Source organism: Sphingobacterium sp. CZ-2, from assembly GCF_004526235.1.
GTDB lineage: Bacteria > Bacteroidota > Bacteroidia > Sphingobacteriales > Sphingobacteriaceae > Sphingobacterium > Sphingobacterium tenebrionis.
This window is the reverse complement of sequence record NZ_CP038159.1, coordinates 2,895,506-2,909,646: the sequence shown is the minus strand read 5'-3', so window position 1 is coordinate 2,909,646 and position 14,141 is coordinate 2,895,506. Positions and strand designations below refer to the sequence as shown.

General features: G+C 39.3%; 8 protein-coding genes. 7 read left to right on the top strand and 1 reads right to left on the bottom strand.

The window, feature by feature from the left end; all coding sequences use genetic code 11:
* Nucleotides 1-128: 128 nt before the first annotated feature.
* The 5 genes from E3D81_RS12755 (at nt 129) to E3D81_RS12735 (ending at nt 7,591) form a co-directional block, all read left to right on the top strand.
* On the top strand, nt 129-1,043 hold the full coding sequence (locus E3D81_RS12755) for an NADP-dependent oxidoreductase (RefSeq protein ID WP_134777658.1): 915 nt from the start codon (nt 129-131) through the stop codon (nt 1,041-1,043).
* A 227-nt stretch (nt 1,044-1,270) separates the two neighbouring features.
* Nucleotides 1,271-4,423, top strand: a complete 3,153-nt coding sequence (locus E3D81_RS12750; protein WP_134777657.1) for a SusC/RagA family TonB-linked outer membrane protein — start codon at nt 1,271-1,273, stop codon at nt 4,421-4,423.
* Between the two features lie 12 nt (nt 4,424-4,435).
* The gene (locus E3D81_RS12745) at nt 4,436-5,902 is read left to right on the top strand and encodes a RagB/SusD family nutrient uptake outer membrane protein (RefSeq protein ID WP_134777656.1); all 1,467 of its coding nucleotides are present in this window, start codon (nt 4,436-4,438) and stop codon (nt 5,900-5,902) included.
* Between the two features lie 4 nt (nt 5,903-5,906).
* Nucleotides 5,907-6,596, top strand: coding sequence for a fasciclin domain-containing protein (locus tag E3D81_RS12740; protein WP_099367890.1), 690 nt, complete (start codon nt 5,907-5,909; stop codon nt 6,594-6,596).
* A gap of 2 nt (nt 6,597-6,598) precedes the next feature.
* Nucleotides 6,599-7,591, top strand: coding sequence for a DUF5007 domain-containing protein (locus E3D81_RS12735; protein WP_134777655.1), 993 nt, complete (start codon nt 6,599-6,601; stop codon nt 7,589-7,591).
* An 87-nt stretch (nt 7,592-7,678) separates the two neighbouring features.
* Here E3D81_RS12735 and E3D81_RS12730 read toward each other — a convergent pair whose 3' ends face one another.
* On the bottom strand, nt 7,679-8,557 hold the full coding sequence (locus E3D81_RS12730) for a macrolide 2'-phosphotransferase (RefSeq protein ID WP_134777654.1): 879 nt from the start codon (nt 8,555-8,557) through the stop codon (nt 7,679-7,681).
* Between the two features lie 609 nt (nt 8,558-9,166).
* On the opposite strand from E3D81_RS12730, the gene E3D81_RS12725 reads away from it, so the two are divergent.
* Entirely contained in the window at nt 9,167-12,280 is a 3,114-nt protein-coding gene (locus E3D81_RS12725) for a SusC/RagA family TonB-linked outer membrane protein (protein WP_167554294.1), read from the top strand.
* A gap of 11 nt (nt 12,281-12,291) precedes the next feature.
* Nucleotides 12,292-14,130, top strand: a complete 1,839-nt coding sequence (locus tag E3D81_RS12720) for a RagB/SusD family nutrient uptake outer membrane protein (RefSeq protein ID WP_134777652.1) — start codon at nt 12,292-12,294, stop codon at nt 14,128-14,130.
* Nucleotides 14,131-14,141: the final 11 nt, after the last annotated feature.

The window sequence follows — 14,141 nt, the reverse complement described above, 5'->3', positions numbered from 1 at the left end:
ATTGTTAAAGAAAACTTTTCCTATGGCAAGAAATGGAGTTACCTGGAATTCACCGGTTACCTTTAAGTAAGTCATAGTAAACCAACCCATTTCTCTGTTTATCTTTGTCTTATAAAAATAAAATTGACATGGAAAACAACAATACAATTTCAACCCTTTTAATGGCCAATGCATATGGTCCTGCTGATGTATTAACTTTTCAGGATTTTGATCTTGGAGAATTGAGAAATGGCTATGCCCGCATCAAAACCAAAGCTGCTGGTATCAATCCGATCGATGCCCGCCGGATGACCGGTGAATTCAAACATGCGGGTTTGCCGCAAACATTCGGAACCGAATTTTCCGGAGAGATTTTGGCAATAAGTGAAAACAGTCAAGGATTTCAGATCGGAGATGCTGTGCTAGGTTCTGGCGAGGGATTCACACATGCTAATGTGATTGATGTACCTATTGGAAACCTCATCCGTAAGCCTGATAACATCTCTTGGGAAGTGGCAGGATCTGTTGCGGGAGTTTCCCAAACGGCCATGACCATATTGGATGAAATTGGAGATATCAAATCCTTGTTGATCCATGGTGCTTCAGGAGGTGTGGGTTCTATTACGGTTCAATTGGCAAAGGCACGTGGAATAACGGTTATCGGAACAGCTTCCAAAAGAAATTTGGAATACCTGGAGAGTTTAGGTGCGATTGCAGTGGAATATGGTGATGGCTTGATCGAAAGGATTAAGGCAGCATATCCGGAAGCTATCGATGCAGCAGTGGATATGATCGGTACGGAAGAGGCAACACAAGCTTCCCTTGCTACGGTACAACCAGATGGGGTAATCGCTACTATTGCCGGGAAACCTGTTTCCTCGAAAAGAGTGGTTCCAATCTGGGTAAAAAGAAACCCTAAGAACCTACAATTTGTAGTGGATGGGTTGGCTTCTGGAAAATTCCAATGGGAAATCGATAGTGTGTTCCCATTTGATAAAGCAAAAGATGCCTTTACGAAAATATTGGAAGGACACACAAAAGGTAAACTTTTGTTACAATTCTAAGTAAATTCTTAAAATATATAGTTTTTAAACGAGTTCTTTTGTAACAAAGTAAAAAAAGTGACGACACTTTTTTAAAAAATTACACAAACGTTTGCGTCTAACCTGCGCAAACGTTTGCGATTTAAGAATAGTCCCAAATATTGTATTATCGGGGTATTTAGTAAGTGTTAAGGGTTTGTTAATTCGCTGCTTTTATTGCAAAATTGCAGATAAAATAACAGCTAATTATGAACAGGAATCTATTAACTCTAGCATTTATGCTATTTTTTGCTTCCTTTCTCTATGCACAGGACATCACCTTAACAGGTACCGTCAAAAACAAAGATGGACAACCAGTTGAGAGTATCACTGTCAGAGAAAAGGCCGGAAGCGCCGCGACCTCTACTTCAGCGGACGGATCCTTTACCCTTAACGTCAAAAGTTCTACTGGAACCTTGGTCTTTACAGGTATTGGATATACGAGACTGGAAAGAGCCTACCAAGGTACGGGGCCAGTAAATGTGGTCATCCAAGCGGATGAAGGGAACTTGGAAGAAGTAATCATCGTTGGTTACCAAAGACAGTCCATGAAAAAGACCACCAGTGCGGTTCAGGTAATCTCTGGTGAACAGATCGAGAACCTAGCGGCACCAAGTTTTGAAAGTTTATTACAGGGACGTGTTTCCGGTGTGAACATCCAGAACTTCACCGGTGAACCAGGTGCCAGAAACACCTTCACCGTACGTGGTAACACGACCATCTCCCCTGACCTGAATTCAGAAGTGGATTTGGCGAACACCATGAGTTCCCCATTGTACATTATTGATGGTATGCCTTTGTCCGTAAATGACTTGGCTACATCTTCTGCTACAGGAACTAACTACATCGCAGGTATCAACATCAATGACATTGAGAGCATTGTTGTTCAAAAGGATGCTTCTGCAACAGCGGTTTGGGGTTCTAGAGGTGCAAACGGGGTCATCATTATCAAAACCAAATCAGGTAGATCAGGAAAACCTCAAATCCGTTTATCGTATTACAAAGGAATCACAGAAAGACCTGAATTGCAAAAAACCTTATTAGGTTCTACAGAGCGTTGGGAAAAGATGAATATCCTAAGCCAATACTCCACACCAAGTAATTACGGAGGCGGATTTACACAAGCTTTGACCGATAGTTTGAACACAAGCTATAACAATGCAACCGATTGGCAAGATCTTTTTTATACTTCCGGTAACATCGACAACGTGGATGGAAGTATATCTGGAGGTACTGATATCGTAAATTACCGTCTATCTTTAGGTTATTATAATGAGGATGGTATTGTTAGAAATACGGGTTTCAAACGTTATTCATTAAGAGGTAATTTTGGCTTTAACCTAGCATCATTCCTTCGTAGTGACCTGATGTTCTCTACCACTAGAATGAGCAGAAAAAGAGGTTTGGGTCGTGGTATTAATGAGATCGTTCCGGTAAACCAAGCTGGTATGCCTTCTTCATTTGTTGGACTATCCGATGCAGATTATGATTTTTACCTAGGACAATATGACAAGTTATTGGACGATAACAAAACAGATGTTTTGAACATGTTCTCCAAAACCTATGTTGATATCATCCCAGGTTTGCAATATTCCTTCGAAGCATCAGTTCAGGCAAACTTAGATCGTCGTGATCAATTTCAGCCAAGAGAGCTGAATGGTGGAACGAACTTCGCAGCTTCCAACAAGAATGATGCATTTACCTATAACTTAGCGAATGTCATCAACTATACCAAAACACTGGCTGAGGATCACAATATTACCTTTACCGGTATTCAGTCTTTTCAGTATGACGATTTCAAAAACCTTAACTTAACCGGATATAATCTGCCTACAGATGATATCCACGTGGTACAAGGTGTTGCACAAAAAGATCTTTACGGTTCAAGCAACAGAAGAAATTCAGGATTGGTTTCCTATATGGGACAATTCGCTTACGATTACAAAGCAAAATATCTTTTTAATGCTTCATGGAGAGCTGATGCATCTTCCCGTTTTGGTAAAGATACCAAATGGGGTTACTTCCCTTCCCTATCATTAGGTTGGGTTGCATCTGATGAAGCATTCATGAAAAACCTGGAGTTTGTAAACTTCTTGAAGTTTAGAGGTAGCTGGGGTAGATCTGGGGTTTTACCTGCCGATTTCTATGCACCATTCAACGTTTGGGATCTATCAACAACCACTTATGATGGCGAAAATATTGCAACCCCATCTTTTGATAAACCATTAACTCTACCAAACCTAACTTGGAACAAATCAGAACAATCTAATATTGGTTTTGATTTGAACATGTTGGACAACAGGTTGAACATCGTATTCGATGCATACCGTAAGATTACAAAGGATCCTATCCTTTCCTTCCCTTATCCTTTTTATACGGGATACACTAGACTATCCTATAACGTCCCTATGACGATCTATAACGAAGGATTTGATCTATCTATCTCAACTAGAAATATGCCTTCTGGTAAGGATTTCCAATGGAATACAAATTTAAACCTTACCTATAATAAAAATAGAATCGGATCTCTTCCATATAATGATAAGAGTTTCTATGCGGAGACTTACGGGTACAATCAACAGTTATTATTCCGTGTAGGAAGTCCAATCTACCAATGGGCACAGATGATTTACCAAGGAGTTTATAACCGTTTGGAAGATATTCCTGTAAACCCTATCACGGGTAGTAAATTGTCTTACTTCAAAACCTACAATCCGGTATTACCGGGTTATCCAAACTGGTTAGATGTGAATGGTGACTGGGATGTATGGAGTGATGAAGATAAAGGAGCTGCTGATGGTGACTTGGTTCCAACAGGTGATCCAAACCCTAAATTCACGGGAGGTCTATACAACGAATTCACCTATAAAAACTTCACTTTAGGTATTTTAGGTACATTTACCTTCGGACGTGATATCATCAATACCTTAAAGGCAAATCAGTTCAATAACATTGCAGGAAATGTTTACAATTTCACCAATCTACGTCTTCCTGATTTGGAAGGATTAGATTATTGGACACCGGAGAAAGCAAAAGATCCTAATTTCCAAGCGAATTTCCCATCCATCCAACCGGGTAATTATTTCTACCAATTCTTACCTTTCAGTACCATGTGGAACGAACAAGGCGATTACTTCAAAATCAAAACCATTACGGTTGGTTATTTGTTGCCAGCTAACCTGACTAAAAAATTAGGTATCGGCATGAACCGCGTTAGATTCTACGGTATGATGGACAATGTATTGACCATTCAATCTGCAAACGTTCCAGATGCTGAATTAATCACACCTCAAGGTGAATATTCTGGTGGTGCCTATCCATTGCCAAGGAAATATACCCTTGGTCTTGAAGTTAACTTTTAACACCGAAACATCATGAAAATTAAATCATTAATAACATACATCTGCTGCGCATTCATCATCGTGAATTTCAGCGCTTGTAAGAAATATATCGATCTGGAACCAGAGAACAGCACCTATGATGAGGTTTTCTGGACGGATGCCAACAATATTCCGAAGGCCAATGCCGGAGCCTATTCCATGCTTAGGGATGCCTTAAGACTAGATCGTTCCTTTTTTATTTTTGGCGATCTTGCTGGAGGTAACTTTGTTACCGGGGGAGATTACTGGAATTATAAGGACCTTTCTAAAGGTGGAAATTTTAAATTTGGATATGCTCCTTATTTAGAAGGAAGCCTTTGGAATTGGACAAGATTCTATGCAATTGTTAATCAATGTAATTTGATCATTGAAAAAACACCTGCCCTTCCTGCTGACGATTTCCCAAATGGAGAAACAGAGAAAAATCAATTGATTGCAGAAGCACGTTTCATCCGTGCCTATACCAATTTCTATATGCAACGTGTTTGGGGAGATATCCTTTTGATCAAGGAATCTTACAAAGATCCTCAGAACATCCCTCCTATTGCTAGAAGTCCATTGGAGGAAACCATGGCATTCTGTATAGATGACCTGTTATTTGGGATTGATAATTTGCCTACTACAGGTAGTAAAGCAAAAGCTTCCAAAGGTGCAGCACAAGCCCTATTGGCGCACGTATATGCTTGGAAACATGATTATGTAAATGCAGAAAAATATGCCAATGATGTACTTTCAGCAGGATATTCCCTAGAGTCAACCGCTGATTATCGCAAGATCTGGGCAGGAAACTCTAAGGAGTCTATCTGGGAATTGAGCATGTTATACAATACCAGTGGTGAAGAGCATTCGCAAGGATTCTTCAATGCGTTTTTAGCAGACCCTGCAGTTCCAGGAAAGTCGGTTGCCTCAGCATGGACTTTTGATCAGGATGTGTTGGAAGATGTATTTACCACATCAGAACGTGGTGCACGATTTGATTCCATCGCTACAAGAGGTGCAAATGATCAAACTTATTTCCTTCGTAAATACGATAATTTTGTTGAATATCCACCAAAAGTACCTGGAGGTTCTTACTACGCCATCAGTAATAACTTGGTATTATTACGCTTAGCGGATCTACGTCTTTTGCATGCAGAGGCTGCATTAAAGAACGGAAAACCTCAAGTAGCTTTAGCTGATTTAAACATTATCCGTAAGCGCGCGGGCATCAGTGAGTTGACTTCTGCTGGATCAGATCTTATGATTGAAATCTTTAAAGAGAGAAGACGCGAACTTATCGGGGAAGGATCTACCCAATTCGATTTGATCCGTATGGAAATGTTCAATAAAATCGCTGAATTCTCAGCCATTTATTCTGCAGACCGTCTTGCCAATCAAGGGTATTTCTGGCCATTGAACATGCGAGCTTTATTACCTCAGAATGAATTATTAACTCAAAATCCTTGGTGGATTAAACAATAGCACTATGAAAACCAATAACATATTATATTTTGTTTTAATCATTGGAACTTTTATCCTATCCCAAGGATGTAAGAAAGATGATTACCGTATAGGTGGCGATGTACATGATCCAAATATCAGAATGTCGACCTATGATTATTTAAAAAGCAACAAGTATGGGCTTTTCGATACCTTATTAATGTTGGTCGATAAAGCAGGAATAAAAGATAAGATCAACCAGCAAGGTGTTACCTTCTTTGCTCCTACTGATTTTGCCATTAAAAATTATGTGAATTCCAGAACTTTGGCTATCCAAAAGATCGACCCTTTCAAAAAATGGACAGTGGATTCGATCATGAAATATGAATTGCCGAGATTTGCAGATTCATTGGATGTGTATTTTGTAAAAGAAAGCCTTCCTAATGTAAATTTAACCATGGAAGGTAAGATCTATAAGAATCAGAAGAATAAAGAAGTGGTAGTTTCCTATGAGGAGACGAGAGATCCGAATTTAGGCTATAATCCAAATTCATCTATCATTCCTAGAGTGGTCTATTACACCTACTTATACCAGACCTTAAGTCCAGGATTTGATGTAAAGGAAATCGCATACCCTGTAGGCGTTCGTACGTTGGTTCAAACATCCAATGCACAGACAACTACCGGTACATTACATGTATTAAACAATTCGCATACCTTATTTTATTATAGATAGCCATGAAGAATAAATATATAATTGCTGCTCTCTTGTTAGGTACTTTAGCAACTGGAGCTTGTAAAAAGATTCCTGATGGAAACTTGAGTAATATTATTAGATATGAGGTTCAGCCTTCTACCATTCAACAGGGAAGAGCCTACGTTTCCACTGCAATTAATCCAGAGGGATCTACAAAACCATTGAACATTAAATTGGTCAATGTATACAACCGCGAGACAGGTGAAAATGTGACCCCTTTGTTCGAGAAGACTTATGCCCATAAGGTGTGGAAAGCGTTATATGATCCGAAAAAAGACACTACCTTAGAGCAGATCAATGCAAAACGTATTGATACCATGATCCATCCAATTGTGATCAACCCGGTATCTGGTCAGATCGAAGCAAATTATACGACTGTCAACCTTCCTTTAGGGAAGTATAAATTTGATTTGGAAATCAGCAATCCAACTGGAACCAAATTTTATAAAGACATCGGATCGTTTGACCTTGTTTCTGCTCCATTTTTCGAAATACCAGCCATACGTTCTACCGTAGCGATGAAAGTGGGTGCAGAAGGAACGACTAAAGTAATTACCAGTGGAGTAGAGCACATCCGCGTTACCCGTACTTCAGAAACTGGAGACAAAGTAATCGTGAAGATTGTGGATAAGAATGGAAATGCTTTCAATCCTAACAAAGGTGAGATTGCAAGACGACCAAATAGTGGTAATACACCAGGTTTCTTGCAGACCATGCAGGATTATGCGATCTCGACTCAATTATTTGACGATCGTATGGAATTTGCTTTCGGTGTAGTACCTTTCCCATTGAACTCTTTGGGTAATGGTTTTAACTACTATTACCGCATACCAGCACAATATGTTAAGTATGATGATAGCCTTGGCCTTCCATACAATACCTATTCTTGTAATGCACGTTTTTCTTTTAGAACGTATGCACCTGGAACTTATTTGATCGAAGTCATTGTTCCACAAGTTACTCGCGTTCCTTAATCTTTTTTGGAATGGAATTGAAATGGCATCTAGAAAATTCTAGATGCCATTTTTTATTTTGTGAAAGTTTTGGTCCTTAAAAATTTATCAAACACCCAATAAGGATTTAGCTCCTTTGATGTGGGTATCATCCTGTGTCAGGATAGCAAAATATCCATAGGCAAGCGCGGATGCGGCTGCTCTTTCAACTGTTTGCTCAAATAGTTTGTCCCAGGTCTTCCCTCCCAACCTTTCGTAAGCTTGAATCAACTCCTTAAGGCTTTCTTCACCAAAGACATTTAGGTGGCCACTGAAGTCAATGGATGGATCACCAAACTGAGCGGTCGTCCAATCGATAATACCTGTAATTTCTCCAGCTTGATTAGTTAAAATATGCCCTGCATATAAATCGCCATGGATGAAACTTGTAAAATCAGGCCACAATGCATCCTGTTGCAGCCAGGCTTTATATCTTGATTCCAGTTCTTCCGAAATACCAAGCTCTGATTTGACCAGGGTTAAGCGGCTATCAATTTCAGGTCGGAGATCTCCGGCATCCATCATTTTTATGTGATTCTTTTTAGCTTTCTCTGCAGGGATCTGGTGCAGATCGTAGAGCGTATGGGCTAAAGAAGAAACAAAATGCGGATTATGTTGGTCCATATTCCATTTCACTGCATAAGAGGCATCGTAGGTTAAAACGGGGTTTCCCTTTAAAGCAGGATAGGCAACCAATCTTTCTGTACTGATGACCCAATCAGGGATTTCTACCTTTAAAAAGGGTTGGACAAAACTTAGGATATTCTTTTCTTCCTGGATTTGTTTTAGCATCTCAGGGCGTCGAGGGATTCTTAATATCCATTCTTTTCCTTGGATATCCTTCGCCATTCCGACCCTAAAATCAATACCCATCTCACTGAAATGGATCTGATCGGTTAAGTTTAAGCCATGTTCTTTTGCGAGGTTCTTGATCTCTTGGTCAATCATATTGGTTAGTCATTTGCTTGAGATCGCAAGACCCAAATATATCCGACGATAGGAATAAAAACCACCTTCAGAAAATCAAGGAAGCGTTCCGCGGGAGTGCGATCATGATAAATAATAATATTACCCACACAGTAACGCACTACAAAATAAACGTGGATAAATAGGATTATATAAATTACTGTTAACAATGGGTTTGCGGAATAATCGATAAATGCTAACATATGAAAATGTTTTTTGTCTATTAAAGTTAAGATAAAAATTTTAATAATTATCACACTAGCCGCGCAAAAACGCCCTAATATTCTAAAAATATAAAATCAATTATAAATATTATAGTGTTAAGAACAATAATTGAATATTATTATTCTATTAAATAATTTTATTAAAACTATATTATATTTTTAAATTTATAATTTTCACGCAATCGATTTCGTTAAATTTCTAAAATATATTTTTAACTATCTTTTATATTATTGTAATGGATTACAACCAAAAATCTAATAATTAACCAAATATTCACCAATACCAATTAAAAGATGTATGAATTATACTAATCAAAGTAAATTTATTTCTTTCTCTACATGGGTGAGAACATGTTTAATAGGCTCAGTGATAGCCATACTGCCCAGCTTTGGCTTAGCTCGAGAGGAATATTCACCCCATTCCTACCTGAGAGAAATAGAACAAAAACAACAGGAGATTACTGTTACAGGAATTGTTAAAAATGATGCTGGGGAACCGATGGTAGGGGTTTCCATTTCATTGAAAGATAATCCGAGAAAGAAGACATCTACGGATGCAAACGGTCGCTTTATCATCGATGTACCTAAAAATTCAGTGTTGGATTTTTCCTATGTAGGCTATCTACAGCAAGAGTACACTGTATCTGAGGAGAAGCAGGATATCGTCATCACCTTATTGGAGGATGAGGAAGGTATTGAAGAGGTGGTAGTTACCGGATTAGGTGTACAGAAGAAAAGTACCCTGGTAGGATCTATCACCACTGTAAAACCCGAAGACCTCCGGGTTCCAACGGCTAATCTTTCCAATGCTTTGGCGGGAAGATTAGCAGGCGTGGTTGCCTTTCAACGAACTGGAGAGCCTGGAGCGGATGGTTCTAATTTTTACATTCGAGGAATTTCCACCTTCTCAGGTGTAAATTCGCCACTGATCATCATCGATGGCGTCCCAGCCTCCACCAATGATCTTAACGCAATTGCACCCGAAGCCATAGAAAGCTTTTCTATTCTTAAAGATGCAAATGCCACTGCCATATATGGTACTAGAGGGGCTAATGGGGTGATGATTGTAACCACCAAAAGAGGAAGAAACCTCGACAAGGCCAAGATCAACATGCGATTTGATAACGGTATCACGACCCCTACGTTTGTACCCCAATTTGTGGATGGTACAAGATTCATGGAATTATTTAATGAAGCTGTGTCCGGAAGAGGGACAGGTGAGGTTCTATACACCTCTTCTAAAATAGAAGGAACTCGAAATAATTTAGATCCCTTGATCTTCCCTAATGTGAATTGGTACAACGAAATGTTTAAACAACATGCGCAAAGTAGAACAGTCAATGTAAATGTGCAAGGGGGCGGTCCACGTGTGGATTATTTTATGAGTGGAACATTCAATAACGATAATGGTATGTTGAGGAATTCTGAATTGAACACCTACAATTCAAATCTGAAAGTGAATAGGTATACCTTTCAGAACAACATCTTTTCTCAGATTACCTCCTCTACAAAAGCATCGTTAAAATTGAATACACAATTACGGGACTTAAAAGGCCCGAACGATAATATTTCTGACATTTTTACCAATGCCATAAATGCAAATCCTGTTGATTTCCCCTTGTTATTTCCGAATGATGAGAAATTTCCCGAAGGTTATCTATTTGGCGGAAAAACGGGAGGTCGAATCAATAATGGGTTCCTAAATCCTTACGCGAAGATGATGAGTGGATACCGCTCACGTTTTGAAAGCACATTAATGGCTATCTTGGATGTGGATCAAAAATTAGACATCATCACGAAAGGACTGAATTTTAGAGCCTTAGCCTCCTTTAAAAACCTATCCATTACGCAGACCAACCGCTCAAGGGGTGTCAACAATTTCGAAATCTTAAATTATAAACTTGACCCGGAAGGTAAATATAAGTATGAATTAGGTCGTGTAGGAACCGTTCTAAATGAGACTTTAGAAACAACCAACACCACAGCAGGAGATCGGTCAATGTATATGGAAGCTGGTTTAAATTATAACCGGACTTTTTATGACAAACATGATGTGAACGGGGTTATGGTTTATTACCAAACGGATTATAACGTAAATTCGCCTTCGGACTTGATTACGTCCTTACCTAGACGGACACAATCTTATTCTGGACGCTTTTCCTATGCATACGACAGTAAATACCTCGCCCAGTTTACCATGGGATACAATGGGTCGGAGAACTTTATCAAAGGGAAAAAATTTGGATTCTTCCCCTCCCTCGGACTTGGATATATTGTAAGTAATGAACCATTTTTCCAACCCCTAACCCCTGTGGTACACAACCTAAAATTACGTGGCTCTTGGGGAAGGGCTGGAAATGACCAGATCTTACAACCTGATGGCACGCCTGCACGGTTTATTTATCTATCGGATATAAACCTGACAGGCGCCCCTTCCTTTACCACGGGTATTTCACAGGATTATACCCTCAACGGACCAATTTATAATAGGTTCGAAAACCAGAACATCACTTGGGAAATATCTGAACAATATAATCTCGCTTTAGAATTAGGCTTATTTAGGTCTATAAACCTCGTTATTGAAGGTTATAAAGAAAACCGTTCCAACATTTTTCTCTCCAGGCAAACCATCCCTGATTATTTAGGAACATCTGGAACCACCATTTATGGAAACCTAGGAAGTGTAAAAGCGAAAGGTATCGATATCTCTTTGGATTATTTCAAAAGTTTCAATGATCACACCAACCTGACGATAAAGGGAACCATGACCTATGCCTCGAATATAGTCACTTCCTATGATGAACCTGAATTTATGAGGGCAAAAAACCTGAAACAGGAAGGACATCCAATCAATACTTTATTAGGATATGATGCGGAAAGGCTATTTATAGACCATGCTGAAGTCCTTGCAAGCCCTTTACAGCAGATCGGAGGATTTATTACAGCGGGTGATATTAAATACCGGGACTTCAATGGCGATAGAATAGTAAATTCCGATGACAGGATCAGGATGGGTTATCCTACCACTCCAGAAATCGTATATGGATTTGGACCATCCTTTCAATATAAACGTTTTGATATTTCTATGTTTTTCCAAGGTGCAGCCAGAAGCTCACTCATGATGAATGGATTTCACCCTTTTGGCACATCGGACCAAAGGAATGTGCTACAATTCATTGCAGACGACCACTGGAGCCCTTCAAACCCAAATATCTATGCTGCCTACCCTCGTTTAAGTAAATTGGATAACCCTAACAATACAGCAGCATCAAATTATTGGTTGAGAGATGCGGGATTCCTAAAGTTGAAAAACATGGAAATGGGTTACACCTATAAATTCTTAAGATTTTATGCGAGCGGGCAGAACCTGCTGATATTTAGCAAATTCAAATTATGGGATCCTGAAGAAGGTGGAGGCGCCGGCCTTAAGTACCCCACTCAAAGGGTAATCAATATGGGTATTCAAATGACATTTAATTAGGAAAAAACATTATGAAAAAATATTTTAGAACCATACCATTGCTCCTGTTCATATCCATTTTTATGATGGGATGTAACCAATTCTTGGATGTAGTACCAGATGAAAGACCAACAGAAAAAGATGCCTTTAAGGATGAGTTTGCAGCAGAACGATTCCTTTATACCTGCTACAGCTTTTTACCGACCGTTCGAAACGGCACGTATTCCATTGATCTTATGACAACAGATGAGGTAATTTCTTCTTTTGAACATGAGTCTTTTGCCCAATTCCCAAAGGGAACATTTTCAGCCTCTAACCCGGTAATCACTTATTGGGCAAATCTGTATAAGGGCATACGACAAACAAACTTACTTATCGTCAATTTAGATAAAATCCCAGGGCTTTCGGACGCTAAAAAAGAAGATTACCTAGCACAGGCAAAGTTCCTGATTGGTTATTATCATTTTTTATTGGCCAGAATGTATGGCCCTATCATCCTTGTAGAAGGTGTGGAAGATTTAGAACAACCCGCTTCTGGATATAAGGCTCGAGCAACTTATGAAGAGTCGGTTAATTTTATTGTAACCAAATTGGATGAGGCGGCGGAAATATTACCCCCAAAACGCATAGGCTCACAATATGGCCTCGCCACAAAAATTGCCGCAAAATCCATAAAAGCTCGGATGTTATTATATGCGGCCTCACCTTTATTCAATGGAGGTGGAGGACATAGGCCAAGCTTTTATGCAGATTTCAAAAACAATGATGGGAAATTACTTATTCCAACCAGTTACGATAAAGAAAAATGGAAAGCCGCCATCGACGCTTATAAGGAAGCTATAGAATTAGCTGAATCCAATGGGCATGTATTATATGAAAACTCACAGGTTACGGGGCTTCCTACAAACCAGACTCAAAAAGATTTGCGGTATACTTTTATTGACAAATATTCCAGTGAATTAATATGGACAGATACGCGCAGGGAAGGAACTTACGATTTTCAGAACAAAAGCACTCCTTATTTAAACCCCGGAGCTTATAATGGTATTTCACCAACCATATCGATGTTGGAAAAGTTTTATAGCAAAAATGGGCTTCCAATTGATAAGGACCCGGCCTATGATTATGCAGGCAGATATGGGATAGGCAATGCAGCATCCGGAGGTAGTACCTTGAATCTGAATTTGAACAGGGAACCTCGATATGAAGCTTGGATTGCTTACCATAATGGGTATTACGAGGTACTACGACCTGATGGATCCAATAGAACATTAACGCAGTTCAGAAAGAATGATGCTCATGGAATAAAAGGAAGAAGTAACAATTATTCGCCAACCGGATTTTTAAATAAAAAAGGGGTCAGCCCTCAATTTGGAGCATCCCAAGATCGAGAGATGCAGCCTACGATTACAGAATCTTATCCTTGGCCATTAATTCGTTTAGCAGAATTATACTTGGGCTATGCTGAAGCGTTGATTGAATATGACGCAGGGAATATTCCATTGGCAAAAACGTATATCGATAAGGTTAGGGTTCGTGCAGGCATTCCTAAGATCGATGTATCATGGGCTCCAATCGGAGGTGCAACGACTCAAGAACAATTGAGAAGTATAGTTCGACAAGAACGCACGATTGAGTTTTACCTGGAAAACCACCGATTTTGGGATTTAAGGAGATGGGTGGAAGCGGAAGCTGCATTAGGAACCCAAGCTAAGGGCCTAAATATCAATGGAACTACTGATAATGTATTTTTTAATATCGTGACAGTTCAGTTTCCTCGGGCATTTCGCTCTCCAGATTTCTATTTAATGCCAATTCCTACAGCAGATATCAATAAGAATCCCAATATCGTACAAAATATCGGCTATTAAATTTTGATAAT